We start from the raw sequence: 24,278 nt of genomic DNA, 5'->3' as shown, positions 1-24,278 counted from the left end.
GTTTCCTATAATTCACCGTCGCCGATGCGCGCGCCTTGCGGCTGGTCGCAAAGCCGTTGTCCGAGCGCTTCGAAGGGCGCCACGCGCTTGATCAGTGTTTCTACCGAATCCATCGGCTGGAAGAGGTCGCGGTTTGCCATGTTCAACAGGGTGACCTGAAAGGGGTCCGTGGAGATGATGACGGTGCGCAGTGCTGGCGTGTCATCCCCGTCGTGTTCCCGCTTTTCCACGAAACTAACGGTCTTACGACCACCGCTCCAGACACAGGCGAGAAAACCGGACGGCACCGAAAACGGCCAGTCATCCTCGTGAGCGACGCGATTGATCTCCTGCAGCCGAACCTCGCTGGCTTGCGGAAGGTGGAACATCCCCTTCTCGCCGGTCAACACGAAGGGCGCAGCCACAGCCATCGTCGCCGCCAGCGTCTGCATCAGTGCGCGACGGCGGCGGCCGCCGCCTCGTCGATCAGGCGGCCGGTGCGGAACCGTTCGATGGTGAAAGGCGCGTTGATGGGATGCGGCTCGTCGCGCGCGATGGTGTGCGCAAAGACGTGCCCCGAACCCGGCGTCGCCTTGAAACCGCCCGTACCCCAGCCGCAATTGACATAGAGCCCCTTGACCGGCGTCTTGGCCAGGATCGGCGAGCGATCCGGCGTGACGTCGACGATGCCGCCCCAGGACCGCAGCATCTTCATGCGCGTGAACATGGGGAACATCTCGCAGATGGCATCCAGCGTATGGGTGAGGATGTGCAGGCCTCCGGTCTGCGAATAGGAGACATACTGGTCGGTGCCGGCGCCGATCACCAGTTCGCCCTTGTCGGACTGCGAGATATAGGCATGCACCGTATTGGACATGACCACGCAGGGGAAAACCGGCTTGACCGGTTCCGACACCAGCGCCTGCAGCGGGTAGCTTTCCAGCGGCATGCGCACGTCGGCCATCTGCATGATGACCGAGGAATGGCCAGCTGCGACGACGCCAACCTTGCGCGCGCCGATGAAGCCTTTCGAGGTATCGACGCCGGTTACCGCGCCGTCGGCGCCACGCCGGATGCCGGTAACCTCGCAATTCTGGATGATGTCGACGCCGCGCGCCGCCGCGCCACGGGCATAACCCCAGGCGACTGCATCGTGACGGGCGGTGCCGCCCCGGCGCTGCAGGGTGGCGCCCACCACCGGATAGCGCGCGTTGCGCGAAATGTTGAGCGGCGGGCAGTAGGCCTTCGCCTCTTCCGGCGTCAGCCATTCATTGTCGATACCGTTCAGGCGGTTGGCATGGACGTGGCGCTTCAGTACCTGGACGTCGTGCACGTTGTGCGCCAGCATCATCACGCCGCGCGCCGAATACATGACGTTGTAGTTGAGGTCCTGTGACAGGCCGTCCCACAGCTTCACGGCATGGTCGTAGATGCCGGCGCTCTCGTCATAGAGATAGTTGGAGCGGATGATGGTGGTGTTGCGGCCAGTGTTGCCGCCGCCGAGCCAGCCCTTTTCCAGCACCGCGATGTTGGTCAGGCCATGTTCCTTGGCCAGATAATAGGCAGTGGCCAACCCATGCCCGCCGGCACCGACGATGATGATGTCATAGCTCTTTTTCGGCTCCGGCGAGGGCCATTGCTCCTCCCAGCCCTTGTGGCCGCGCATGGCCTCGCGGGCGATGGCGAATACCGAATATTTTTTCACGTTACCTAGCCTCGCGTATGGGCAATCGGGCGTCCGACGCGCGAGGTGTATCACTAGCGAAACATGGCTGCCATCCCAGCGCTGTTTGCGACGGCAATTGCCGTTTTGTGCCGTGCCTTCACTCGAAAATCCAACACGAACGATGCAAGAGACATGACTACTTCAGTCTTTTAGCCTGGATTTCTCAACTCGCCCGAATTCGGCGTCGATAGGTATCGCGTGGTGTTGAAACGCTCGCGAAATCAGATCACTTAGTTCGGGCTCACCGGCTTCCAAGACAATCTCGGCGAACTTTTCATCTATGATCTTGCGCGGTCTCAAGGCGATACCTGCCGCAAGTAAACGGACCCCTGGATCTGAGTGGTTTGCCAACCCTCGAACTTGAGCCTCCGACACAGGCATAGACCATCTGATGACTTTGCTGATTTCAGTATAAATCGAGTCAGGCCGCTGCAATGCCGCATTTTTGATCGCTGCTGAAAATTGTTTGGAACCAGCCAAGCGAACAAACTCAACCATACGCCATCGGACACCACTGTCGGGGTCTTCGAGATGCTGAAGTAGCTTTCCCAAAACCTCACCATCTTCTGGCGTAGTACAAGCAGTTAGAGCCCCAATCGCATAAAAGCGAATGCCTGAATTGGAACAATCCAGAAGCGCAGCTATTTCCTGCGTCAGCGCCCTCACCTTCCAACCAAGTTCATTGGCTAGAAAAGCGCCTCGCCGCAGCACCTCCTCAGACGGCGAAGTAATCAAGGGCCGAAGGTTCGCAATCGGAAATCCGTCGTAGAATTGGCCGTAGACATCCCAGATTAATTTGCTCACGTCCTCGAACTCGGGTTCGAGCAACCTCTCGATCATTTTTTGGGGAGTCATTTGAAAAGGGTGGCGCGTCCACCCGCATGTTTTCAGAGGTTTTCGATAACCTGACTTTCATTCGGCAGCAAGGGGCATCAGATCCGGCGCGTTTCGGGTGGTTCGCCTTCCATCGATCTGCGAGCAAGCGCCATCCACTTCTGGAAAGGACCAAGCATATGCTCGCATTGACCAACAAGGTCGCCATCGTCACCGGCGCGTCTTCAGGCATCGGCCGCGCCACCGCGCTGCTCTTTGCCCGCGAAGGCGCCAAGCTCATCGTCGCCGGCCGCCGGCAGGCCGAGCTCGATGCGCTCGTCGCCGAAATCGCCGAGGAAGGTGGCGAGGCCGTCGCCCTTGCCGGCGACGTCAATGACGAAACCCATGCCAAGGCTCTGGTTGAACTGGCGCAGGCCCGCTTCGGCGGACTGGATGTCGCCTTCAACAATGCCGGCGCCGTCGGCCCGATGGGCCCGGTATCCGATATGCCGCGCAAAACCTGGGAAGACGTCCTCGACACCAATCTGACCAGTGCCTTCCTCGCCGCCAAGCATCAGATCCCCGCGCTGCTGGCGCGTGGTGGCGGCTCGCTGATCTTCACCTCGAGTTTTGTCGGCGTCACCGCCGGCATGCCAGGCATGGCCGCCTACGCCGCCGCCAAGGCCGGCCTGGTCGGCCTGACCCAGGTGCTCGCCGCCGAATACGGACGCGAAGGCATCCGCGTGAATGCATTGCTGCCGGGCGGTACCGACACGCCGGCGGCGACCTTCAAGACCGCCGATGAACGTGCTTTCGTCGAGGGGTTGCATGCGCTGAAGCGCATCGCCCGCCCCGAAGAGATCGCCCGCTCGGCGCTTTATCTCGCTTCGGACGCATCGTCCTTCACCACCGGCACGGCTTTGTTCGCCGACGGCGGCGTCTCCATCAACCGCACCTGAGCTCCAATCGATCTCAATTTCCCTGAATTCATCCCTTCTCCGGCCAATGCTGGAGAAGGGGTGAGACTTCGAGATATTTTCGCCGGACAAGAGAGGCCATGCACCCAGCCCGTGCCAGCTACAGCCTGTCGCGGTGACAGGCGCGGCGTCTCCCGCTATTCACCTCGTCCATGGAGGAGATGAGGGGCGCTCTGAAAGACAGGCTGACGCGGAACATCGTTGCCGCGCTCTTCGTCTATTTCATCGTCATCCAGGCATTGGTCTCCGGCTTTTCCTCCGGGGCGATGGCGGCGGCGTTCGACGATGCCGGCTTTGTCATCTGCGCGCCGTCGGGCGATGCACCGCCAAACCCATCCAATACCCACCAGAAGAACCTTTGTCCCTGTGGAAGCCTGTGCCAGATATCGGCGGGGCTGATCGCGGTCCCCACGACCACACCGGCATCGCTGCTTGCGCCGCCGCCAGCATATCGCGATCTCCACTTCAATGTCCCGAATGAAGACGGCCGTCTGCCTTCCGTTCGCGACCTTGCGTTCGACGCCCGGGGACCGCCCGCACCCTTTCACTGACGAGAACCAACGACAGTTCCGCGGTCGCCGCGTCTTTTGACGTGCCGGTGCGGGACCGTCGAACCATTCCTCCATTTCGGTGAAAGACCATGACTGATCTTGCTCTCAGGCAGGCGGCGCGTCCGGCCAGCCCTACCAATGCATCCGACCTCTACCGCGCTGTTTGGCGCTGGCATTTCTATGCGGGGCTGCTTGTGCTGCCCTTTTTGATCACGCTCGCCGTCACCGGCGCGCTCTATCTCTTCCGCGATGAGATCGATGCCCTCGTCCACGCCGATCTGAAGCGTGTCGAGGTCGCCGCGACCACGGCGACCCCGTCGGCGATGATCGAAGCCGCCATCGCGCGCGTTCCGGGCACAGCGGTGAAATTCACGACACCGGCCACCCCAACCTCATCGGCCGAGATAACCGTGAAGAAGACCGACGGCGAAAAGCTGGCGGTCTATGTGAACCCTTATTCGGGCGCGGTGCTTGGTACCTTGCCGGACAAGGGCACGATCATGACCTTCGTCCGCGATCTTCACAGCTTGAGCTTTTTCGGAACCATCGGCCGGACCGCCATCGAGATAGCGGGCGGCTGGGCAATCCTCCTTGTGGCGACCGGCATCTATCTGTGGTGGCCTCGCAAGGGCCGCGGCGGCGTGGTCAGCGTACGCGGCGCACCCAGCCAGCGCATCTTCTGGCGCGACCTCCATGCCGTGACCGGCATTTTCGTCGGCGCGGTAATCCTGTTCCTCGCCATCACCGGCATGCCTTGGTCCGTCTTCTGGGGAGACAAGGTGAACGAGTGGGCCAATGGCAGCAATTTCGGCTACCCCACCGGCCTGAGGGTCAATGTGCCAATGTCCGACGAGCACATGAACCATCTCGGCCAGACCAGCTGGTCGCTCCAGCAGGCGGAAGTCCCGCTATCCTCGGTGTCCGGAACCGCTGCTATCTCCGTCGACCAAGCGATGAAGACCTTCGATCGGCTTGGGCTGGCGCCAGGCTACGCCGTCAACATCCCGACGACCGCCGAAGGCGTCTATACCGGCTCCGTCTACCCCGACGATCTCGACAAGCAGCGCGTTGTCCACCTCGACCAGTATAGCGGCAAGCCATTGATCGATTTGAGCTATGCCGATTACGGGCCGGGCGCGAAGGCAATGGAATGGGGCATCAATGTGCATCTCGGCCAGCAATATGGCGCCCTCAATCAATATGTGCTGCTTGCCGCCTGCATCGCCATCGTGATTTTGGCGGTCAGCGCGGCCATCATGTGGTGGAAACGCCGGCCGATAGGGCGGCTCGGCGTTCCGCCGCTGCCCGGCGACCGCAGGAAGCTCGCCGGCGTCGTCACCATCCTCGCCATTGGCGGCGCCATCTATCCGCTTGTCGGCGCATCGCTGATTTTCGTTCTCATCTTCGACATGATCCTAACGAGGCGGTGGCGCGCGGTCGGATAACAGGATAAGAAGAGGAACGGCTTTCCGTGTGTCCGGCGTGGCGCACGGAAAGCACCAAGTTTTCCGCTTGAACTGTGGACATTCCATCCCGATTCTGCTATCAGCCGCCAGAATTCGCGGTGGAAGCCGCTGCGGAAGCTTAGGGCTATTGCCGATAGCCCAATGATTTCAAATTGAAAGACAGGATCGCCCGTGCAGGTACTCGTCCGCGACAACAACGTTGATCAGGCGCTTCGCGCGCTCAAGAAGAAAATGCAGCGCGAAGGCATCTTCCGTGAAATGAAGATGCGCGGTCACTATGAGAAGCCGTCCGAGAAGCGTGCTCGCGAGAAGGCCGAGGCCGTGCGCCGCGCCCGCAAGCTGGCCCGTAAGCGCGCTCAGCGCGAAGGCCTGTTGCCCTCGACCCCGCGTCCGGCTCCTGCTGGCGCCGGTGCAGCGCGCGCTCCGCGCTGATCCTGCCAAGTTTTCGTCCTTTTCGAAGGATAGCCAAGGTGGCGCGATGGAAATCGCCGCCACCTTTTTGTTTGACGCAAGCCGGTATTTGTATACGCAGGACTGCGGGATAGGGGCCGGTGCGATGATCCGGAATGCCGGGCGTCGGATATTGAGGATACGGCAGCCGATGCATGTTTTGACCGCAGAGCGTGGAAACTCCGTGAACAGGCTCGTTCTGACAGCAGCCTTGCTGTCGGGCCTGGCGCTCGCGGGATGCCAGTCGACCCCGACCGGCGAGCTCGGCTCCATCGACCAGGCGCAGGGATCGAGCGAGAACATCTCCTCGCTGTCGTCAGTCGTCGACCGCAACCCGCGCGACCCGGAAGCCTATAATGTGCGTGGCTCGGCGCTCGGCCGCGGCGGCAAATACCAGGCCGCGCTGAAGGACTTCGACACGGCGATCCAGCTGAAGCCCGATTTCTACCAGGCCTATTCAAACCGCGCGCTGATCTACCGTTTCATCGGCGACCAGCAGAAGGCGCTTGCCGACTACAATCGTGCCATCCAGATCAACGCGAACTACGACGCCGCCTATATCGGCCGCGGCAACCTCTACCGCAAGGCCAACCGCACGCAGGACGCCTTCAACGATTTCCAGAAGGCGATCCAGCTCGATACCACCGACGCGCGCGCCTATCACAATCGCGGCCTGATCTATCAGACCCAGGGCCAGCACAATCTCGCGATCGAGGATTTCTCGACCGCCATCTCGCTGTCGCCGGACGCTTCCGAGCCCTATAACGGTCGTGGCCTCTCCTACCTGGCGCTCAACCAGGACGACAACGCCTTCGCCGACTTCAACATGGCCATCAAGCTCGACGGCAAGAACGCCGAAGCCTGGACCAACCAGGGCCTGATCTATGAACGGCGCGGCGACAAGGCCAAGGCCGCCAAGTCCTATCGCGAGGCGGCGCGACTGGCGCCAACCTACCAGCCGGCCAAGGACGGCCTCTCCAGAGTGAGCAGCGCCGGCTGAGCCGTTGCTGTTTCACCGTTGCCGATGAGCAACGGCCATCTCCTATTTTGACCACGCTCCGACCTTGCCGCTGTCGCGCCATGGTTTTCTGGAACGCTGCGCGCGCTGGACCGTTATCCGGCATGGAACATTGGAAGGACCCGTCCCCATGAAAAAGCTCGTCATTTCCGCCGCACTGGCAACGCTCGCCTTCGCGGCCCCGGCTCATGCCGGCAAGCTGGAACTCGGCGTCCTCGATTGCGTCATCGATGGCGGTCAGTCCTACATCATCGCCTCGAACAAGGGCGTCACCTGCACCTTCCGCCCCTATAACAGCCGCAAGTCCGAACTCTACACCGGCGTCATCTCGAAACTCGGCGTCGATCTCGGCATGACCCATCAGGGCCAGTTGTCCTGGGCGGTTCTGGCGGCATCGAGCAGCTACGATTCAGGTGCTCTGGCCGGCAAGTATTTCGGCGTCAACGCCGAAGCGAGCGTCGTCACCGGCGGCGGCCTCAACGTTTTGGTCGGCGGCTTCGACAACTCCTACGCGCTGCAGCCGCTCTCGGTACAGGCGCAGACCGGCCTCAATGTCGCTGCCGCCGTGACTTCGCTCGAGCTGCAGCATTCGCTGAAGTAAAAGTTGAGCGCGAGGGTCGGGCGTCTTCGCCCGGCCCGACCATTGCGTGGCAGTCCGCTTGGCTGGAGCCGCGAAACCCGCCCCTCGTGCGGGCGAGGCTAGACGACCGTCGTTTTCAGGCGTTCCGCGATCAGCTCGGCAAGGCGCGCCGCGACGGCTTCCTTGCTGAGTTCCGGCCATTCCTCGACGCCCGATTTCGAGACGATGCGCACCCGGTTGCGGTCGCCGCCCATGACGCCGCCGGGGCCGATGCCACTGTCTTGCGAGACGTCGTTGGCAACAATGAAGTCAGCGCCCTTCTTGCTGAGTTTGGCAGCCGCATTCTTCAAAATATCCTGCGTTTCCGCAGCGAAGCCGACCACCAGATATGGCCGCTTCGCATGGTGGCCCACACCGGCGAGAATGTCGGGGTTCTCCACCATCTGCAGTGCCGGCGGCCCCTCTCCGGCCACCTTCTTGATCTTCTCTTCGGCGGAACCCGCTGTCCGCCAATCCGCCACCGCCGCGACGAAAACCGCCGCATCGGCCGGTAGCAGGCTTTCCACGGCTGCCTGCATCTGCCGCGCTGTCTCGACATGGACCGTTGCCACGCCCGCCGGATCGGCGATGGCGACCGGACCCGAGACCAGATGCACTTCGGCGCCAAGCTTGGCCAGGGCGGCAGCCAGCGAATGCCCCTGCTTGCCGGACGAACGGTTGGCGAGGTAGCGCACCGGATCGATCGGCTCATGCGTCGGCCCGGAGGTGACGATGATCTTCCTGCCGGCCAATGGCTTCGGCCGGCTGTCGAATTGCGCCTCGATTGCCGCCACGATCTCCAGCGGCTCGGCCATGCGGCCCTCGCCGGCTTCGCCGCTTTCAGCCATCTCGCCTTTCGTAGGCCCCACAAAACTGACGCCGTCCTTGACGAGCGTAGCGTGGTTGCGCCGCGTCGCCGGATGCGCCCACATCCTGGGATTCATCGCCGGCGCCATCAGCACCTTCTTGTCGGTGGCGAGCAGAACCGTGGAGGCGAGGTCGTTGGCGTGACCATTGGCAAGCTTGGCCATCAGGTCGGCGGTCGCCGGCGCGACCACGATGAGGTCGGCCTCGCGCGACAGCCGGATATGGCCGACATCGTGCTCATCCTGGCGATCGAACAGATCGGCGAAGACATGGTCGGCCGACAGCGCGCCGACCGAGAGCTGGGTGACGAATTGCTGCGCCGCCGCCGTCATCACGCAGCGCACCGCGGCACCCCGCTCGCGCAGCCGCCGGATCAGGTCCAGCGACTTGTAGGCGGCGATGCCGCCACCGATGACAAGCAGGATGCGTTTTCCGGAAAGGGTCATGCTTTGCTCTCAACAGCAATGCTGTCAGATTAGCTTCCAGGCAATGAAGATCAAGGTCAGCGCGATCACCCAAAGCGCAACGCGGCCCGACCGTGTGTGGCGGGCTTCCGCCTTGCCGATCGCCTTGGCGGTTGCGTCGTCGAACCGCAGGCCATGTTCGGCCATCAGGTCAATCTCGCGCGACAGCCGCTCGGCGCGCGCCGCGAGGTCAGGCGCCTGCCGGGCCAGCGAAACCAGCGCGCCGACGCCTTCGCGCGCATCTTCCAGCATGCCGCGCGGGCCGAGATTGGAGCGGATCCAGTCGCCCACCACCGGCTCGGCGGTCTTCCACATGTTGAAGGCCGGGTCGAGCGTGCGGGCCACGCCTTCCACCACCACCATGGTCTTCTGCAAAAGCACCAGTTCCGGGCGCGTCTGCATGTCGAACAGTTCGGTCACCTCGAACAGCAGCGTCAAGAGCTTCGCCATGGAGATGGTTTCGGCCGGCTGGCCGTGGATCGGTTCGCCGATGGCGCGGATCGCCTGGGCGAAGGCGGCAACGTCGTGCTTGTGCGGCACGTAGCCTGCCTCAAAATGCACTTCCGCGACGCGCAGATAGTTGCGCGTGATGAAGCCGTAGAGGATTTCGGCGAGGAACCGGCGCTCCTTCTTGCCAAGGCGGCCCGCGATACCGAGATCGACCGCCACGATGGTGCCATCGGCTTCCACGAACAAATTGCCCGGATGCATGTCGGCGTGGAAAAAGCCGTCGCGCAGCGTATGGCGCAGGAACGACTGGATCAGATTGGCGGCGATCGCCTTGAGGTCGTGGCCGGCGGCGGCCAGCCCCGCTATGTCGTTCATCTTGACGCCGTCGACCCACTCCATGGTGAGCACGTCGCGGCCGGTGCGCTCCCAGTCGACCGAAGGCACGCGGAAGCCGGGATCGGCCTTGGTGTTCTCGCCGAGTTCGGAAAGCGCAGCACCCTCGAGACGCAGGTCCATTTCGATCTTGGTGGTCTGGGCGAGCGTCTCCGTCACTTCTACGGGGCGCAGGCGCCGCGACGACGGGATGTATTTTTCCTGCAGGCGCGCGGCGAGGAAGTAGCTTTCGAGATCGTGATGGAAGCGCCTGCGCACGCCAGGTCGGATCACCTTGACCGCTACCCTGGTCGGCACCCCTTCCAGCAACGCTTCGGCTTCATGCACCTGCGCGATCGAGGCGGCAGCTACCGGTTCGTCGAAACGTGCATAGAGGTCGGAAAGCGACCGGCCGAGCGAAGACTCGATGGCGGCAATGGCCTGCGATTGCGGGAAGGTTCCCATCTTGTCCTGCAGCAGCGCAAGATCGAGCGCGATGTCGTTGCCGACCACATCCGGCCGCGTGGCCAGGAATTGCCCAAGCTTGACGTAAGACGGCCCGAGGCGGGCCACCGCATGCGCCATGCGATCGCTTCTGCCTTCCCGCAACGCCCGGCGGCGGGTGAACAGCCGCGCCATCCGCCAGCCGAATTTAGGCAGGCCGGAAAGCTGGTCGCCGGGAATCGCCGCGACGACGCCCTCGCGCACCAGCACCCAGCCGGCCCGAACGAGGCGGAATGCAGCGCCGACCGAACTCATGAACGCACCTGCCTCAAAGCTTCCAGCCCGAATGCGCGGCGGCAATGCCGCCGGTATAGTTGCGGAAGCTGACGCGTTCGAAACCGGCCGCGCCGATCATGGCGGCGAAATTCTGCTGATTCGGGAACTTGGCGATGGATTCGACCAGATAGGCGTATGGCTCGCCGTCACCGGTCACGGCCTTGCCGATCTTCGGAATGGCGTTGAACGACCAGCTCTCATAAACCTTGTCGAGCAACGGCATCTCAACCTCGGAGAATTCGAGGCACAGGAACCGCCCGCCGGGCTTCAGCACCCGGAATGCCTCGCCAAGCGCAACTTCGATGCGTGGCACGTTGCGGATGCCGAAGGCGATCGTATAGGCGTCGAAGGAGTTGTCGGCGAAGGGCAGTTCCTCTGCATTGGCTTCGACGAAATCCGTATTCGCCGCCAGCCCGCGCTTTTCCGCCCGCTCACGACCGACGGCCAGCATCGAGCCATTGATGTCGAGCACGGTGGCATGCACCTGACCCTGGCTGGCGTCGATGATGCGGAATGCGATATCGCCGGTGCCGCCCGCCACATCCAGCACCTTCCAGCCCGGCCGCTTCGGTGGATTGAGCCAAGCGACCATGGCGTCCTTCCACAACCGGTGCATGCCGGCCGACATCAGGTCGTTCATCAGGTCGTAGCGCTTGGCGACCTTGTGGAACACCTCGTTGACCAGCGGCTGTTTCTCGCCGCTGCCCACCTGCCTGAAGCCGTAGGAGGTCTCCATGCCACCGGCCGCAGTGGTTCTCTCAACTGACATCTTTTCGATCCGCCATAAAATCGGCCGGACCATAGCCGATCGAGATACGCGACGCTATTGTCAAAGGCGCGGTGTTCGGCCGCGCCGGCCGGCCCGTTCACAGGAATGCCTCATGATCTTGAAAGCCGAATTGCACTGCCATGTCGAAGGGGCGGCGGCGCCCGAACTCGTCATCCAGCAGGCGCGGAAATATGGCAAGGACCCCTCGCCCTTCATCCGCGACGGGTCTTTCGTGTGGCATGACTTCACCTCGTTTCTTGCCGCCTACAACTTCTCCGCCGATCTCTTCCGCACCGAGGAGGATTATGTCCTGCTGGCCGAACATTATCTGACCAGCCTGGCGCGCGACGGCGCCATCTATTCAGAGGTCTTCACCTCGCCCGATCATGCCATCCGCGCCGGCCTGTCGCCCAAGGCTTATACCGACGCGCTCGGCGAAGGCATGGTGCGCGCCAAGGCCAAGACCGGCATCGAAGGGCGCATGATCGTCACCGGCGTGCGCCATGTCGGCGTCGAGGCGATCGAGAAAGCCGCCCGTTTCGCCGCCAAATGCAACCACCCGCTGGTGACCGGTTTCGGTGTTGCCGGCGACGAGCGCATGGGCGACTTCGAGGACTATGTGCGGGCCTTCGAGATCGCGCGCGAGGCCGGCCTTGGCATCACCATCCATGCCGGGGAACTGATGGGCTGGGAAAGCGTGCAGGCGGCTCTCGACCATATCCGCCCCTCCCGCATCGGCCATGGCGTGCGCGCCATCGAAAACCCAGACCTCGTGCGCCGCATCGCCGACGAAGGCGTCGTTCTGGAATGCTGCCCGGGTTCCAACATCGCGCTCAAGGTGTTCGACAGTTTCGCCGAACATCCCTTTCCGGCCCTGAAGGCCGCCGACTGCAAGGTGACGCTGAACTCCGACGACCCGCCCTATTTCTGGACTTCGCTGAAGCGCGAATACGACATCGCGGCCGAGCATTTCGGCATGAACGAAAAGGCGCTGACCGCCGTGACCCGTACCGCGATCGAGGCTGCCTTCGTCGACAAGAAGACCAAAGCCACTCTCATCGCACGGCTGGACAAGGCCGGCGCGCGCTGAACGCCCGCAAAAACTGTGGTTCCAGCAGGCTTGGGCGTTTATCGGCCAAGCCATAGCCGCTAGGGTCTTTTCCAAGCATCGAGGAGAAGACCATGAAGGGCGTAACCGTCGTCGACCATCCGCTTGTCCAGCACAAGCTGACCATCATGCGCAACAAGGATACCTCGACGGCTTCCTTCCGGCGGCTGCTGCGCGAGATCTCGCTGCTGCTCGGCTATGAGGTGACCCGCAATCTCGAACTGACTAAGACGACCATCGAGACCCCGCTCGAGACGATCGAAGCCCCCACGCTGGAAGGCAAGAAACTTGTCTTCGCTTCGGTCCTGCGCGCCGGCAACGGCTTGCTCGAAGGGCTGCTCGATCTGGTGCCGGCGGCGCGCGTCGCCCATATCGGCCTGTATCGCGACCACGAGACGCTGCAGGCGGTGGAGTATTTCTTCAAGGCGCCAAGCGACCTCGCCGACCGCCTCATCATCGTCGTCGACCCGATGCTTGCCACCGCCAATTCGGCGATCGCGGCCATCGACAAGTTGAAGGAGCGCGGCGCCACCAACATCCGCTTCCTGTGCCTGCTTGCCGCGCCCGAGGGCATCGAGCGTTTCACCAGCGCCCATCCGGATGTTCCGGTCTACACCGCCTCCATCGACCGCCAGCTCAACGAGAAGGGCTACATCCTGCCCGGCCTCGGCGATGCCGGCGACCGTATGTTCGGCACCAAATAGGCTGCCTTTACCCTTCGTTTACGCAGCCCAGCGGTTTCAACGCCAAGGCACGCATTCACGGGCCGGCATTAAAGCGTCGAATACCAAGACGGCTTAGGGTGCGCCTCGCATAGGGGCGTTTCATGCTGCGTAAACTGGTCATCCTGGGTATCTTCGCCGGCGGTTCCGCCGCCATACCCAGCATCTTTCAGGCAAACCCGCAGTTGCTCGAGCGGCTGTTGGGAACCGGCTCCAACGCGCCGGTCCAGAACATCTCCTCGCCTGCCGCTCAGGCAACGGCAAACTCCGCGCCGCAACAGCCGCTGGGCCGCAAGGTGCTGATCGAGGCCAATGCGACTGGGCATTTCCTGGCGAGCTTCAAGATCAACGGTCGTCAGGTCGACGCCATGGTCGACACGGGCGCCACATTGGTGGCGCTCAACGCCTCGACGGCGCGCCGCGTCGGCGTCTCCGTCGGCCCGGCCGATTTCAACCATCAGGTCAACACTGCCAACGGCCCGGTCAAGGTGGCGCTGGTTCGCCTCTCCAGCCTGCAGATCGGCAAGATCGCGCTCGACGATGTCGACGCCGTCATCATCGACGACAGGTCGCTCGGAACCAACCTCATCGGCATGAGCTTCCTGAAACGGCTCGACAAATACACGGTCGAGAATGGCGCGCTGATGATGGCGCAATAGCGCCGTCGGCGTCAGGCGCGCGGTGCGATCCTTCGAATGATCGCCTTTTCGCCGGCCGGCTTGGCGGGACCGATCGTATAGGCCGAAATCACTGCGGCGGCGGCTATCTCGGCGTCACCTTGCGAGCGGGCATGGACAAGCGCCAGCGCTTCGCCGATGCGCACTTCGGAACCGACCGGCAGGAGCCGGGTGAGCCCGACCGTGTGGTCGATGCTGTCATGTGGGCGGATGCGGCCGCCGCCCAGGGTCACCACGGCAAGACCGATGTCGCGGGTCGCGATACCGGTGACGAAACCGCTGCGCGGGGCTTTCACCGGGAACTGAACCGGCGCCACGGGCACGTATTTTCCAGGCTTTTCCACGAAATCGGCCGGCCCACCGAGCGCCCTGACCATACGGCCGAACACGGCCGCCGCCCGGCCGCTGGCCAGCGCCTCAGTGGCGCGCTGCATGCCATCCTGATTGGACGAAACGAGACCCGCCGACTGCAGCATTTCCGCGGCCAGCGCCAGCGCCACCGTTTCCAGCCGCTTGTCGCGATAACGGCCGGTCAGGAAATCGACCGCATTCAAGACTTCGACGGCATTGCCGGCGGCGGAAGCGAGCGGCTCGTTCATGCCGGTGATCAGCGCGCTGGTCTTCAGACCCGCGCCATTCGCCACCTCGACCAGGCTGGTGGCCAGCGCCGTCGCATCGCGCGACTTTTCCATGAAGGCGCCGTTGCCGAGCTTCACGTCGAGCACCAGCGATTGCAGGCCGGCCGCCAGTTTCTTCGACAGGATCGAGGCCGTGATCAACGGCACCGACTCCACCGTGGCGGTGACATCGCGAATGCCATAGAGGCGCCGGTCGGCGGGGGCGAGATCGCCGGTCTGGCCAATGATGGCCGCACCCGCCTCGAGTACCGCCTTGCGCAGCAGAGCGACATCTGGCTGACTGATATAGCCAGGGATCGAATCCATCTTGTCCAATGTCCCGCCGGTATGGCCGAGACCGCGTCCCGAGATCATCGGTACATAGGCGCCGCAGGCCGCCACCATCGGCGCCAGCATCAGCGAGACATTGTCGCCAACCCCGCCGGTGGAGTGTTTGTCGGTGACCGGGCCCGGCAGGTCGGACCAGTCGAGCACGTCGCCGGAATCGCGCATGGCGAGCGTCAGCGCCACCGCCTCCTCCCGGCTCATGCCGTTGAAGAAGACGGCCATGGCCAGCGCCGCCGCCTGTCCCTCGCTGACCGAGCCGATGGTGATGCCGGCGACGAAGGCAGCGATTTCGTCAGCCGACAGCCTGAAGCCGTCGCGTTTCTTGCGGATGATTTCCTGAGGCAGCATGAAGGCTCACCCGTCCAGCAAGCCGTCCTGGAACATCTTCTTCAGCACCGTGGCGAGCTTGGCTCCGCCGATCGGCGCCATGTCCTTGGTCTCGGTGTGGGAGAGTTCCGCACCGGTCATGCCGGCGGCCAGATTGGTGATGACCGAGCAGGCCGCCACGCGCAGGCCGAAGAACCGGGCAAGGATCACCTCCGGCACGGTCGACATGCCGACCGCGTTGGCGCCCATGATGCGCGCCATGCGGATTTCCGCCGGCGTCTCGAAGGACGGGCCGGAGAACCACATGTAGACGCCTTTGTGCAAGACAGTGCCGGTCGACTTCGCCGCCCGCTCGATCGCCGCCCGCATGCCAGCATCATAGGCCTCGGTCAGCCCGACGAAACGCCTGTCGGTTGGCTCGCCGAACAGCGGATTGGAGCCGGAGAAATTGATGTGGTCGTCGATCAGCATCACCGATCCGGGCGGCATGTCCGGGTCGACGGAGCCGGCGGCGTTGGTCAAAAGCAACTTCGTCACGCCGATGCCGGCCAGCGTTTCGATGACCGGGCGCATCGCGGCGGCATTGCCATGTTCATAGTAGTGCGCCCGACCGGCCAGCATCAGCACCGGCTTGCCGGCGAAGTGTCCCGCCACCACCGCGCCGGCATGACCGGTCACGCCGCTCTGCGGAAAGCCGGGCAATTCGGCATAAGGAATGCGGATGGCGTCCTTGACCTCATCGACCAGTCCGCCGAGCCCGGAGCCCAGCACGAGCGCGGCACTCGGCACAAGACCGTCCAGCCGCTCGACGAGGCGATCGATCGCGTCCTTCATTTGAGGATGTCGCCCCGGAACCCATAGGGCAGCATCTCGCCCATGGTCACCGTCTCGGCCACGCCGGTCTCGTCGCAGAGATAGAGTTTGGTATCGGGCCGGGTGAATTCGGCGAGCCGCTGGCGGCAACCGCCGCAAGGCGAGCATTTGGCCATGCGTTCGGCGATGACCGCGATCTCGACGATCTTGCCGCCGCCACCCATGATGTAATGGCCCAATGCGGTCGTCTCGGCGCACCAGCCTTCCGGATAGGACGCCACTTCGATGTTGGCGCCGGAAAACACGCGCCCATCCTCGGTGCGCAGCGCTGCACCCACCGGGAATTTCGAATAAGGCGCATAGGCCTTGGCCATGGCCGCCTTGGCGGCGAGGTAGAGGTCATGCGACATCGGTCAGCGTTCCTTCACATAGGGCACGCCGCCGGCGCGCGGCGGGATCGCCTTGCCGATGAAGCCGGCAAGCAGGATCACGGTAAGCACATAAGGCAACGCCTGCATGAACTGCACCGGCACCTTGCCGATGATGGGCAGCGGCGTTCCTTGCAGGCGGATCGCCAACGCGTCGAGGAAGCCGAACAGCAGGCAGGCGAACATGGCGTTGACCGGCCGCCATTTGGCGAAGATCAGCGCGGCAAGCGCGATGTAACCCTTGCCCGCCGTCATGTCCTTCACGAAGCCGCCGCTCTGCACCATCGAAAGATAGACGCCCGCGATGCCGGTCAGGATACCGGTGCAGATGACCGCGCGGTAGCGCAGCCAGGTGACCGAGATGCCGGCGGTGTCGACCGCCGCCGGGTTCTCGCCGACGGCGCGGAGACGCAAGCCGAAGCGGGTGCGAAACAACACCCACCAGGTGAATGGAACCGCCAGGAAGGCGACGTAGACCAGCAACGAGTGGCCGGAGATCAGCTCCGAATAGATCGGTCCGATGATCGGCACGTCGCGCATGGCGTCGGCGCCGGGAAGCGTGATCGCCTCGAACCGTTCGTTCGGCGCCAGAGCCGGCGTGCGGCCGCCCTGCTGGAACCATGCCTGGCCGAGAATAATGGTCGAGCCGGCGGCGACGAAGTTGATCGCGAGGCCGGAGACGATCTGGTTGCCGCGATGGGTGATCGAGGCGAAGCCATGCACCAGGGCCAGCGACACCGAAATCAGGATTGCGATGCCGAGGCCAATCCAGGCCGAGTGGAAGACCGATGCAGCGGCGGCACCTGCGAAAGCGGCGGCCAGCATCTTGCCTTCGAGGCCGATGTCGAAAATGCCTGACCGCTCGGAATAGAGCCCTGCCAGGCAGGCCAGAAGCAAAGGCACCGACAGACGGATGGTGGAGTCCAGCGTCTGGATGACGATGTTGAAGAAATCCATGTCAGGCCCCCTCGCCCTTCACCGCCGCCATGCCGACCGATTTCGGACTGAACGAAGCGAACAGTGTCTGGATATAGGGCCGGAACATGTGCTCCAGCGCGCCGGCGAACAGGATGACGAGACCCTGGATGATGACGATCATGTCGCGGCTGATGGCCGGCATCTCGAAGGAGAGCTCGGCGCCGCCCTGATAGAGCATGCCGAACAGGATCGACGCCAGGATGATACCCACCGGATGCGCGCGCCCCATCAGCGCAACGGCGATGCCGATGAAGCCGGCGCCGCCGGCCAGATCGACATAGACGCTGTGCTGGTCGCCCATGATCGCGTTGATCGACATCATGCCGGCGAGCGCGCCCGAAATCAGCATGGCGATGATTGTCACCCGCACTTCCGAAATGCCGGCATAACGCGCGGCCTTCTGGCTGAAGCCGAAGGTGCGTATCTCGTAGCCGAGCTTCGTTCGCCAGATCAGCAGCCAGACCAGATAGGCCATGACCAGGGCCAGCAGGAAGGAGACGTTGAACGGCGCCGAACGGATCTTGGCGCCGAACAGTTCGATGATCCAGTTCAGCCGGGGCAATTGGGCGCCCGCTTCGAACGTGCGTGTCTTGACCTCCTGCATCGCCTCCGGTTTCAGCACGTCGCGCAACATGTAGATCATCAGGCTCGCCGCGATCATGTTGAACATGATCGTGGTGATGACGATGTGTGAGCCGCGCTTGGCTTGCAGATAGGCCGGGATAAAGGCCCAAGCCGCGCCGAAGAGAGCGGCGCCGGCGATGGCGAACGGGAAAGTGACGAACCAGGGCACGACCCTGTCGAGCGCCAGGCAGACCAGGCCGACACCGAGCCCGGCGACATAGGCCTGGCCTTCGCCACCGATGTTGAACAGGCCGGCATGCATGGCCACCGCAACCGCAAGGCCGGTGAAGATGAAATTGGTGGCGTAGAACAGCGTGTAGGCGATGCCCTGTCCGCGGCCGAACGCCCCCTCCACCAGGATGACCGCGGCGCGCAAGGGATTTTCCCCAACCAGCAACACCACCAGGCCGGCGACGGCAAAGGCGACCGCAAGATTGATGAGCGGGATCAGGCCATAGTCGGCCCAGGCCGGCAGCTTGGCATAAGGTGTGCTCATTCGGCTGCCTCTTTCTGCTCGACACCTGCCATCAGCAGGCCGAGTTCGCCTTCGCTCGCATCCGGTCCGCGCTCGCCGACGACACGGCCGGCGAACATCACAAGGATGCGGTCGGAAAGCGAGCGGATCTCGTCGAGTTCGACCGAGACCAGCAACACCGCCTTGCCCTGATCGCGCATGGCGATCAGCCGCTTGTGGATGAACTCGATGGCGCCGACATCGACGCCGCGCGTCGGCTGGCCAACGATGAGCACCCCGGGATCTTGTTCAATTTCTCGCGCGAGCACGATCTTCTGCTGGTTGCCGCCAGAGAAATTGGCGGTCTTCAAGCGCGCATTGGCGGGCCGGATATCGTATTTCGCGATCTTGTCCTCGGCGTCGGCGACGATGGCGTCGATGTCGAGCAGCGGCCCTTTCACGTAGCGCTTGTCCGCGTGATAGCCGAGGATCGAATTCTCATGCTCCTCGAAGGCCAGCACAAGGCCGACGTGATGCCGGTCCTCCGGCACATGCGCGAGCCCGCGCCGACGCAATTCGGCCGGATCGGCGGCCCCTGTCAGATCGATCGGCTTGCCGTCCAGCGTGACGCTGCCCGAAACCGCCTTGCGGATGCCGGAGATCGCCTCCAGCAACTCAGACTGGCCGTTGCCGGCGACGCCGGCGATGCCGACGATCTCGCCGGCGCGCACGTCAAATGAAACATCGTCAACCATGGTGACGCCGCGTTGGTCCTTCACCACGAGGTTCTTGACCGAAAGCTTGACTTCGCCGGCCTTGGCCTCGCCCTTCTCGACCCGCAGCAACACGCGGCGCCCGACCATCAGCTCGGCCAGTTCCTCGACGGTGGTCTGCTTGGTCACGCGCGTCGCCACCATCGTGCCCTGGCGCATGACGGAAACAGTGTCGGTGATCGCCATGATTTCACGCAGCTTGTGCGTGATCAGCACGATCGTCTTGCCCTGGTCCTTGAGCTGTTTGAGGATGCGGAACAGATGGTCGGCTTCGGCCGGTGTCAGCACGCCCGTCGGCTCATCGAGAATGAGGATTTCGGCACCGCGATAGAGCGCCTTGAGGATTTCGACGCGCTGCTGCAGGCCGACCGGCAGCTCCTCGATGATCGCGTCGGGGTCGACCTCCAGCCCGTATTCATGCTCCAGCCGATCAAGCTCGGCGCGCGCCTTGGCGATCGAGGATTTGAGCAGCGCGTCGCTCTCGGCGCCGAGGATGATGTTTTCCAGCACCGTGAAATTGTCGACCAGCATGAAATGCTGATGCACCATGCCGATACCGGCGGCGATGGCGTCGTTGGAGCTCTTGATCGAAGCCGGCTTGCCGTTGACCCGGATTTCGCCGCTGTCGGCCTGATAGAAGCCGTAGAGGATCGACATCAGCGTGGACTTGCCGGCGCCGTTTTCGCCAACGATGCCATGGATCGTCCCGCGGGCGATCTCGAGATTGATGTCGCGATTGGCGCGCACGGCGCCAAAACTCTTGTTGATGCCGATCAGCTCGATTGCGGCTTCCGCCATGCGATCGTTCCCATAATTTTTTTATCGTTTGGTCAAAATGACTAGCACGGCACCTGTCCCCTGCCAATTGGCCGGCTATGACGCCCACTCTCGACAAATCCCGGCATGCTTGTCAATTTCGAACACGCGCGGCATGCGCCATTGACAGGCGCCGTTGTGCAACTCAAGCCCGCGAGAGCAGGGTCCCCAGGGAAATTGACATGACCGACAACCGATTGATGACGCTGGAGATCCACGTCGCCGAACAGGCCAAGACCATCGAGGAGCTGTCCGGCCAGATCGCGGAGCAGTGGAAGACGATCGAGCGCATCCAGAAGAAGCTCGACGCGCTGACCAGCCGCTTTCTCGCGCTGGAAGAGCAGACGGCGCCGGACGTTCCGGTCACCAAGCCGCCGCACTGGTAGAAGGAGTTTTGGGGGATGAGGGAGGCGCAGCGATGACCGGAGAAGGCGACCGCATTGCGCGGGCCAGTGACTACGTACTTGGCCTGATGAACGAACGGGACCGCGAGCGGGCCGAACGTGACCTCGAAATCGATCCGGCCTTCCGCAATGCCGTCATGCAACTTGCCGAGCGCATGCATCTGTTCGATCGCGCCGGCAGCGACACGGAAAACACCAGCCGCCCCTGGCAGGACATCGCCGCCCATATCGCCGCGCTGCCACAGATGCCGCCGCTCGGCCAGGATCGGGTGGGAAGCGGCAAGCCCGTCATCGACGGCCCGCGCCCGCCGATAGGCATCGGCCTGCAAGCATTGCCCGGCCGGCTGGCCCTATCGGTGGCCGCGGGGCTGATCATCGCCTTTGCGCTTGGCTACCTTGCCGGGCGTTTCGCCGGCTGATCGCCGTCAGGACATCGTCAGCCTTCGCCGGCTTCATCCGCCATGGCCGACGAGCCTGCCGAAGGCTCCCACAATTCGATCGGATTGCCTTCGGGGTCATGGATGCGGGCGAAGCGGCCGACCTCGGAATCCCACTCGCCCCGCGTCTCGACCGCGATGCCGGCGGCCTTTAGGCCGGCGATCAGTCCATCCAGATCGTCGACGCGGAAATTGACCATCCACTGCTGTTCGTCGCGGCCGAAATAGTCCGTGTCCTGAGCGAATGGACTGAACACAGTAAGCCCGGCATCCTGGCGCCATACGGTCTTGGCGATGTCATCGATGCCGAGATGGCGCTCGTACCATTCGGCCAACAGCTTCGGATCTTGGGCGCGAAAGAACACGCCACCAATACCGGTTACCCTCGCCATGCTGTCATCTCCCCTTGCAGCATCCCCAGCCGAGGCACTCTAGCACGCGGCAACGACAGATGAGGCAGTTCGGCGACCGGCTTTTGAGAGCGTGCTAAAGTTTCCGTTTCATCAGCACCAGTGGCTCGCCGTCGATGACCATCCTTTCGGCGACCGTCCAGCCGAGCTTGATGTAGAGCGCCTCGGCGCTATCGGTGTAGAGATAGAACTCGCGGCAGCCGACTGCATGGGCATGGCGTTCGACCGCCGCGATCAGCGTTGTGCCGAGACCTTGTCCGCGATGATTTTCGGCGACGACCAGGCCGGCGAGCCATGGCGACACCTCATGCAGCGGCTCGATCTCCTCGCGCACGAACAGGCACGAGCCGATCGGCTCGCCATCGATCTCGGCGACGAAACCGGCTTCGAAACCATCGCCGTCGATGAGTTTCGCCAGCCCGGCCCGGTCGGCTTCCCGCGAAATCTTGCCGTCGTCAAAGAAAGTAACGTGGCGTAGCTTCACCAGCGCGGCGAGATCGGAATGTCGCATCTTGCGAATGACTGGGGGCATGGCGGTTCTCGTCAGTGTCGGCAAAAGCGCCTCGAATTACCGCCACCCTCTGCCGCCATGGTCGCACAAGGGCAAGGCGCACAGTGCATCGCCGGGATAGACCACGCCGGACCTATCGGTTCTCAAAAAAGAACCGCCGGACTTTCGCCCGGCGGTTCGTCATTCGTCCGTCAAATGCCGATCAGTAAGGGCACTTGTTGTCGCTCGAATAGTCATGCACCTGGATCTTGCCGCCAATGATGTCTTCCTTGGCCTTGTCGGCGGCAGCCTTCATCTCCGGCGTGATGAGAGCCTTGTTGTTGTCGTCCAGGGCGTAGTCGACGCCGCCTTCCTTGAGGCCGAGATTATTGATGCCACCGGTGAACTTGCCATTCTTGGCGTCGGTGAAAGCGCTGTAGACAGCAACGTCGACGCGCTTCAGCATCGAGGTCAGCACCTTGCCGGGCTGCAGGCCGTTCTGGTTGGAATCGACGCCGATGCCGAGCTTGCCCGCATCAGCCGCCGCCTGCAGCACGCCCACGCCCGTGCCACCAGCCGCCGCGTAGATCACGTCGGCGCCCTGATCGATCTGGGTCTTGGCGATTTCGCCGCCCTTGGCCGGGTCGTTCCAGGCAGCCGGCGTGTCGCCGGTCATGTTGTAGATGACATCGGTCGCGCCGTTTGCCTTGGCGCCGCCGACATAGCCGCAGCCGAACTTGCGGATGAGCGGAATGTCCATGCCGCCGATGAAACCGACCTTCTTGGTCTTGGAGGCCATCGCACCGAGCAGGCCGACGATGTAGGAGCCTTCCTGTTCCTTGAACTTCAGCGAGCGCACGTTGGGCAGATCGACCTGATCGTCGATGATGGCGAATTTCAGCTCCGGATATTCCTTGGCCACCTTGGTCAGGGAATCAACCCAGGAGAAGCCGGCCATGACGATCGGGCTGCGACCGTCTTCGGCGAAGCGGCGCAGCGCCTGTTCGCGCTGCGAGGCGTTCGAAACTTCGAATTCCACATAGGAGACGCCGCTCTCCTTCTTGAATTTCTCGGCGCCGTTAAAGGCAGCCTCGTTGAAGGATTTGTCGAACTTGCCGCCGAGGTCGTAAAGCAGCGCCGGCTTGATCTCTTCGGCGACGGCCGGGAAGATCATCGCGGTTGCGGCCAGAAGGCCGAGAACGATACGTTTCATAGGATCCACACCCTGTCGGTTTATTTTTCCAATTTGGTCGCAAATCCAGGTTCCGGCCCGGCTTGCGACGTCCGGCAGGAGCTTCTCCCTCCCGCTCAAGCTTTATCTTGCACGGCTGCGGACAAAATTCACGTGGAATTTTGACCCTTTGGAAAAAGCATGGCGCCGAAGCGGCGCCATGAAAAATCCTTTGCCGGCAATGGAAAACCGCCATCGTCAAGGCTGGCGGTTTCCGGCGAAAGCCGTTCGTCAGGCCGGCGCGGCGGCGGGAATGGCGCAGGACACGCCCGTGCCCTTCAGCCCGCAATAGCCATAGGGGTTCTTCGCCAGATATTGCTGGTGATCCTCTTCGGCGAAATAGAACGTCGGCGCCGGGGCGATCTCGGTCGTGATCTTGCCGCGTCCAGCACTGCGCAACGACGCCTCATAGGCATCGCGCGAGGCAACCGCGGCCTGATATTGTGCATCCGAGAAGGTGTAGATGGCGGAACGATAGGTGGTGCCGACATCGTTACCCTGGCGCATGCCTTGCGTCGGGTCATGTGCCTCCCAGAACAGCTTGAGCAATTCGGCATAGGACACGATCTTCGGATCGAACACCACCAGCACCACCTCGGCGTGGCCGGTGAGCCCCGTGCAGGTTTCCTGATAGGTCGGATTGGCGGTGACGCCGCCGGCATAACCGACCGCCGTCACCCAGACCCCTTCGGTCTGCCAGAACAGGCGCTCGGCGCCCCAGAAGCAGCCAAGGCCGAACAGCGCCGTTTCCAAGCCTTCCGGATAGGGGCCTTTCAGAGCCCGTTTCGAGACATAGTGCTTCGAGGCGGTCGGGATCGGCCTGTCGCGGCCGGGCAACGCCTCTTCCGGCTTCGGCAGGTTGAGCTTCTTGTTCAACATGTCACTGAGGAAAAACATGTGATTTCTCCTTGTTTCGTCGAAAGCTAATTCGCTGCGGACGCCAAAATGTTACGCACTGGTGGCGACACGCCCGGTTCGCCGCTGCCGCCGATAACCGATCGCGTAGAGAAGGAAGGCCAGGAGCGCGAACAAGGCGAATCCGGGCAGATCGAGCGCCTTGTCGACGAACCCGTCCCAGGCAACGACACCGGCCTTTTCGCGCACGAAAGCCTCCGTGGCGGCAAGCGTATCGGGCGAGACCGCTCCCCAACTCGTCTTGAGCGGCGTCACCACCAGATGCGAGGCAGCCACCGTGCGCGTGGCGTCGAGCACGGCCATGATGACCGCGATCGCAAGCGCCACCATGGCGGCAAGCCTGAACAGGAAACGCAACATGCAGGCCCTTCCAGCGTCTGTTTCGCCCCTAGAGATATGGCCTGG

28 protein-coding genes are annotated in these 24,278 nt (G+C 63.1%); 11 read left to right on the top strand and 17 right to left on the bottom strand.

Annotation, left to right across the window (positions count from 1 at the left end; translation table 11 throughout):
• Positions 1–5: 5 nt before the first annotated feature.
• From FZF13_RS14400 to FZF13_RS14390, 3 genes are all read right to left on the bottom strand, one after another.
• Positions 6–431, bottom strand: coding sequence for a hypothetical protein (locus FZF13_RS14400; RefSeq protein ID WP_036255084.1), 426 nt, complete (start codon positions 429–431; stop codon positions 6–8).
• Positions 431–1,684, bottom strand: a complete 1,254-nt coding sequence (locus tag FZF13_RS14395; protein WP_024926219.1) for a sarcosine oxidase subunit beta — start codon at positions 1,682–1,684, stop codon at positions 431–433. Before FZF13_RS14395 ends, FZF13_RS14400 begins: the two co-directional genes overlap by 1 nt.
• 162 nt (positions 1,685–1,846) lie before the next feature.
• Entirely contained in the window at positions 1,847–2,545 is a 699-nt protein-coding gene (locus FZF13_RS14390; RefSeq protein WP_036265094.1) for a HEAT repeat domain-containing protein, read from the bottom strand.
• Between the two features lie 173 nt (positions 2,546–2,718).
• Between FZF13_RS14390 and FZF13_RS14385 the strand changes: the two genes are divergently transcribed.
• The 6 genes from FZF13_RS14385 to FZF13_RS14360 all read left to right on the top strand — a co-directional run bounded on the left by FZF13_RS14385 (position 2,719) and on the right by FZF13_RS14360 (position 7,581).
• Complete coding sequence (locus tag FZF13_RS14385) at positions 2,719–3,477, top strand: SDR family oxidoreductase (protein WP_024926221.1); 759 nt, start codon at positions 2,719–2,721, stop codon at positions 3,475–3,477.
• 179 nt (positions 3,478–3,656) lie between these two features.
• Complete coding sequence (locus tag FZF13_RS14380; protein ID WP_024926222.1) at positions 3,657–4,046, top strand: hypothetical protein; 390 nt, start codon at positions 3,657–3,659, stop codon at positions 4,044–4,046.
• 89 nt (positions 4,047–4,135) lie between these two features.
• Positions 4,136–5,491, top strand: a complete 1,356-nt coding sequence (locus FZF13_RS14375) for a PepSY-associated TM helix domain-containing protein (protein ID WP_024926223.1) — start codon at positions 4,136–4,138, stop codon at positions 5,489–5,491.
• A gap of 192 nt (positions 5,492–5,683) precedes the next feature.
• A complete protein-coding gene (gene rpsU, locus FZF13_RS14370) occupies positions 5,684–5,944 on the top strand; it encodes a 30S ribosomal protein S21 (protein WP_024926224.1) in 261 nt (86 codons plus the stop codon).
• Between the two features lie 169 nt (positions 5,945–6,113).
• A complete protein-coding gene (locus tag FZF13_RS14365; protein WP_024926225.1) occupies positions 6,114–6,962 on the top strand; it encodes a tetratricopeptide repeat protein in 849 nt (282 codons plus the stop codon).
• Between the two features lie 148 nt (positions 6,963–7,110).
• Positions 7,111–7,581, top strand: a complete 471-nt coding sequence (locus tag FZF13_RS14360; protein ID WP_024926226.1) for a DUF992 domain-containing protein — start codon at positions 7,111–7,113, stop codon at positions 7,579–7,581.
• 98 nt (positions 7,582–7,679) lie between these two features.
• Here FZF13_RS14360 and coaBC read toward each other — a convergent pair whose 3' ends face one another.
• From coaBC to ubiE, 3 genes are read right to left on the bottom strand one after another with little or no spacing between them, the layout of a single operon-like run.
• A complete protein-coding gene (gene coaBC / locus FZF13_RS14355; protein ID WP_024926227.1) occupies positions 7,680–8,912 on the bottom strand; it encodes a bifunctional phosphopantothenoylcysteine decarboxylase/phosphopantothenate--cysteine ligase CoaBC in 1,233 nt (410 codons plus the stop codon).
• A 24-nt stretch (positions 8,913–8,936) separates the two neighbouring features.
• Positions 8,937–10,511 carry a 2-polyprenylphenol 6-hydroxylase gene (ubiB, locus tag FZF13_RS14350; protein ID WP_024926228.1) on the bottom strand — a complete coding sequence of 525 codons (1,575 nt, stop codon included), beginning with the start codon at positions 10,509–10,511 and terminating at the stop codon, positions 8,937–8,939.
• A 13-nt stretch (positions 10,512–10,524) separates the two neighbouring features.
• Positions 10,525–11,301 (bottom strand): bifunctional demethylmenaquinone methyltransferase/2-methoxy-6-polyprenyl-1,4-benzoquinol methylase UbiE, encoded by a 777-nt coding sequence (ubiE, locus tag FZF13_RS14345; RefSeq protein ID WP_036255092.1) that lies wholly within the window; start codon positions 11,299–11,301, stop codon positions 10,525–10,527.
• 112 nt (positions 11,302–11,413) lie between these two features.
• Here ubiE and FZF13_RS14340 point away from each other — a divergent pair, with 112 nt between their 5' ends.
• From FZF13_RS14340 to FZF13_RS14330, 3 genes are all read left to right on the top strand, one after another.
• Positions 11,414–12,391, top strand: a complete 978-nt coding sequence (locus FZF13_RS14340) for an adenosine deaminase (RefSeq protein ID WP_024926230.1) — start codon at positions 11,414–11,416, stop codon at positions 12,389–12,391.
• 92 nt (positions 12,392–12,483) lie between these two features.
• Positions 12,484–13,113, top strand: a complete 630-nt coding sequence (gene upp, locus FZF13_RS14335) for a uracil phosphoribosyltransferase (RefSeq protein ID WP_024926231.1) — start codon at positions 12,484–12,486, stop codon at positions 13,111–13,113.
• 122 nt (positions 13,114–13,235) lie between these two features.
• Positions 13,236–13,790: a retropepsin-like aspartic protease family protein gene (locus FZF13_RS14330; RefSeq protein ID WP_024926232.1), complete on the top strand. Its 555-nt coding sequence runs from the start codon at positions 13,236–13,238 to the stop codon at positions 13,788–13,790.
• Positions 13,791–13,801: 11 nt separating this feature from the next.
• On the opposite strand, the gene deoA is transcribed toward FZF13_RS14330, so the two are convergent.
• From deoA to FZF13_RS14300, 6 genes are read right to left on the bottom strand one after another with little or no spacing between them, the layout of a single operon-like run.
• Positions 13,802–15,121 carry a thymidine phosphorylase gene (gene deoA, locus FZF13_RS14325; protein WP_024926233.1) on the bottom strand — a complete coding sequence of 440 codons (1,320 nt, stop codon included), beginning with the start codon at positions 15,119–15,121 and terminating at the stop codon, positions 13,802–13,804.
• Positions 15,122–15,127: 6 nt separating this feature from the next.
• On the bottom strand, positions 15,128–15,934 hold the full coding sequence (locus FZF13_RS14320) for a purine-nucleoside phosphorylase (protein WP_024926234.1): 807 nt from the start codon (positions 15,932–15,934) through the stop codon (positions 15,128–15,130).
• Complete coding sequence (cdd, locus tag FZF13_RS14315) at positions 15,931–16,323, bottom strand: cytidine deaminase (protein ID WP_024926235.1); 393 nt, start codon at positions 16,321–16,323, stop codon at positions 15,931–15,933. Before cdd ends, FZF13_RS14320 begins: the two co-directional genes overlap by 4 nt.
• A 3-nt stretch (positions 16,324–16,326) precedes the next feature.
• Positions 16,327–17,298 (bottom strand): ABC transporter permease, encoded by a 972-nt coding sequence (locus FZF13_RS14310; protein ID WP_024926236.1) that lies wholly within the window; start codon positions 17,296–17,298, stop codon positions 16,327–16,329.
• Position 17,299: 1 nt separating this feature from the next.
• A complete protein-coding gene (locus FZF13_RS14305) occupies positions 17,300–18,439 on the bottom strand; it encodes an ABC transporter permease (protein ID WP_024926237.1) in 1,140 nt (379 codons plus the stop codon).
• Complete coding sequence (locus FZF13_RS14300; protein ID WP_024927253.1) at positions 18,436–19,968, bottom strand: ABC transporter ATP-binding protein; 1,533 nt, start codon at positions 19,966–19,968, stop codon at positions 18,436–18,438. Before FZF13_RS14300 ends, FZF13_RS14305 begins: the two co-directional genes overlap by 4 nt.
• A gap of 200 nt (positions 19,969–20,168) precedes the next feature.
• On the opposite strand from FZF13_RS14300, the gene FZF13_RS14295 reads away from it, so the two are divergent.
• Positions 20,169–20,372 (top strand): SlyX family protein, encoded by a 204-nt coding sequence (locus FZF13_RS14295; RefSeq protein ID WP_024927252.1) that lies wholly within the window; start codon positions 20,169–20,171, stop codon positions 20,370–20,372.
• A gap of 32 nt (positions 20,373–20,404) precedes the next feature.
• A complete protein-coding gene (locus FZF13_RS14290) occupies positions 20,405–20,809 on the top strand; it encodes a hypothetical protein (protein ID WP_024926653.1) in 405 nt (134 codons plus the stop codon).
• Between the two features lie 17 nt (positions 20,810–20,826).
• Here the strand turns inward: FZF13_RS14290 and FZF13_RS14285 are convergent, their stop codons facing one another.
• From FZF13_RS14285 to FZF13_RS14265, 5 genes are all read right to left on the bottom strand, one after another.
• Positions 20,827–21,219 carry a VOC family protein gene (locus FZF13_RS14285; RefSeq protein ID WP_024926652.1) on the bottom strand — a complete coding sequence of 131 codons (393 nt, stop codon included), beginning with the start codon at positions 21,217–21,219 and terminating at the stop codon, positions 20,827–20,829.
• 94 nt (positions 21,220–21,313) lie between these two features.
• Positions 21,314–21,769 (bottom strand): GNAT family N-acetyltransferase, encoded by a 456-nt coding sequence (locus FZF13_RS14280; protein WP_024926651.1) that lies wholly within the window; start codon positions 21,767–21,769, stop codon positions 21,314–21,316.
• Between the two features lie 181 nt (positions 21,770–21,950).
• The gene (locus FZF13_RS14275; protein WP_024926650.1) at positions 21,951–22,940 is read right to left on the bottom strand and encodes a BMP family lipoprotein; all 990 of its coding nucleotides are present in this window, start codon (positions 22,938–22,940) and stop codon (positions 21,951–21,953) included.
• A gap of 249 nt (positions 22,941–23,189) precedes the next feature.
• Positions 23,190–23,855 (bottom strand): peptide-methionine (S)-S-oxide reductase MsrA, encoded by a 666-nt coding sequence (gene msrA / locus FZF13_RS14270; protein ID WP_024926649.1) that lies wholly within the window; start codon positions 23,853–23,855, stop codon positions 23,190–23,192.
• Positions 23,856–23,906: 51 nt separating this feature from the next.
• Positions 23,907–24,233 (bottom strand): hypothetical protein, encoded by a 327-nt coding sequence (locus tag FZF13_RS14265; protein WP_024926648.1) that lies wholly within the window; start codon positions 24,231–24,233, stop codon positions 23,907–23,909.
• Between the last annotated feature and the right edge of the window lie 45 nt (positions 24,234–24,278).

The sequence above is a fragment of the Mesorhizobium terrae genome (genome assembly GCF_008727715.1).
In the GTDB taxonomy this organism is placed as follows: Bacteria; Pseudomonadota; Alphaproteobacteria; order Rhizobiales; family Rhizobiaceae; genus Mesorhizobium; species Mesorhizobium terrae.
Note: the sequence above shows the minus strand (reverse complement) of the source record. Positions and strands in the feature narration are given on the sequence as shown.

Excerpts from the sequence above, each read along its gene's own strand:
- FZF13_RS14400 (WP_036255084.1), bottom strand. The coding sequence starts at position 431 with ATGCAGACGCTGGCGGCGACGATGGCTGTGGCTGCGCCCTTCGTGTTG.
- FZF13_RS14390 (WP_036265094.1), bottom strand. The coding sequence starts at position 2,545 with ATGATCGAGAGGTTGCTCGAACCCGAGTTCGAGGACGTGAGCAAATTA.
- FZF13_RS14385 (WP_024926221.1), top strand. The coding sequence starts at position 2,719 with ATGCTCGCATTGACCAACAAGGTCGCCATCGTCACCGGCGCGTCTTCA.
- FZF13_RS14380 (WP_024926222.1), top strand. The coding sequence starts at position 3,657 with ATGAGGGGCGCTCTGAAAGACAGGCTGACGCGGAACATCGTTGCCGCG.
- FZF13_RS14375 (WP_024926223.1), top strand. The coding sequence starts at position 4,136 with ATGACTGATCTTGCTCTCAGGCAGGCGGCGCGTCCGGCCAGCCCTACC.
- FZF13_RS14365 (WP_024926225.1), top strand. The coding sequence starts at position 6,114 with ATGCATGTTTTGACCGCAGAGCGTGGAAACTCCGTGAACAGGCTCGTT.
- FZF13_RS14360 (WP_024926226.1), top strand. The coding sequence starts at position 7,111 with ATGAAAAAGCTCGTCATTTCCGCCGCACTGGCAACGCTCGCCTTCGCG.
- coaBC (WP_024926227.1), bottom strand. The coding sequence starts at position 8,912 with ATGACCCTTTCCGGAAAACGCATCCTGCTTGTCATCGGTGGCGGCATC.
- ubiB (WP_024926228.1), bottom strand. The coding sequence starts at position 10,511 with ATGAGTTCGGTCGGCGCTGCATTCCGCCTCGTTCGGGCCGGCTGGGTG.
- ubiE (WP_036255092.1), bottom strand. The coding sequence starts at position 11,301 with ATGTCAGTTGAGAGAACCACTGCGGCCGGTGGCATGGAGACCTCCTAC.
- FZF13_RS14340 (WP_024926230.1), top strand. The coding sequence starts at position 11,414 with ATGATCTTGAAAGCCGAATTGCACTGCCATGTCGAAGGGGCGGCGGCG.
- upp (WP_024926231.1), top strand. The coding sequence starts at position 12,484 with ATGAAGGGCGTAACCGTCGTCGACCATCCGCTTGTCCAGCACAAGCTG.
- FZF13_RS14330 (WP_024926232.1), top strand. The coding sequence starts at position 13,236 with ATGCTGCGTAAACTGGTCATCCTGGGTATCTTCGCCGGCGGTTCCGCC.
- deoA (WP_024926233.1), bottom strand. The coding sequence starts at position 15,121 with ATGCTGCCTCAGGAAATCATCCGCAAGAAACGCGACGGCTTCAGGCTG.
- FZF13_RS14320 (WP_024926234.1), bottom strand. The coding sequence starts at position 15,934 with ATGAAGGACGCGATCGATCGCCTCGTCGAGCGGCTGGACGGTCTTGTG.
- cdd (WP_024926235.1), bottom strand. The coding sequence starts at position 16,323 with ATGTCGCATGACCTCTACCTCGCCGCCAAGGCGGCCATGGCCAAGGCC.
- FZF13_RS14310 (WP_024926236.1), bottom strand. The coding sequence starts at position 17,298 with ATGGATTTCTTCAACATCGTCATCCAGACGCTGGACTCCACCATCCGT.
- FZF13_RS14305 (WP_024926237.1), bottom strand. The coding sequence starts at position 18,439 with ATGAGCACACCTTATGCCAAGCTGCCGGCCTGGGCCGACTATGGCCTG.
- FZF13_RS14300 (WP_024927253.1), bottom strand. The coding sequence starts at position 19,968 with ATGGCGGAAGCCGCAATCGAGCTGATCGGCATCAACAAGAGTTTTGGC.
- FZF13_RS14295 (WP_024927252.1), top strand. The coding sequence starts at position 20,169 with ATGACCGACAACCGATTGATGACGCTGGAGATCCACGTCGCCGAACAG.
- FZF13_RS14290 (WP_024926653.1), top strand. The coding sequence starts at position 20,405 with ATGACCGGAGAAGGCGACCGCATTGCGCGGGCCAGTGACTACGTACTT.
- FZF13_RS14285 (WP_024926652.1), bottom strand. The coding sequence starts at position 21,219 with ATGGCGAGGGTAACCGGTATTGGTGGCGTGTTCTTTCGCGCCCAAGAT.
- FZF13_RS14280 (WP_024926651.1), bottom strand. The coding sequence starts at position 21,769 with ATGCCCCCAGTCATTCGCAAGATGCGACATTCCGATCTCGCCGCGCTG.
- FZF13_RS14275 (WP_024926650.1), bottom strand. The coding sequence starts at position 22,940 with ATGAAACGTATCGTTCTCGGCCTTCTGGCCGCAACCGCGATGATCTTC.
- msrA (WP_024926649.1), bottom strand. The coding sequence starts at position 23,855 with ATGTTTTTCCTCAGTGACATGTTGAACAAGAAGCTCAACCTGCCGAAG.
- FZF13_RS14265 (WP_024926648.1), bottom strand. The coding sequence starts at position 24,233 with ATGTTGCGTTTCCTGTTCAGGCTTGCCGCCATGGTGGCGCTTGCGATC.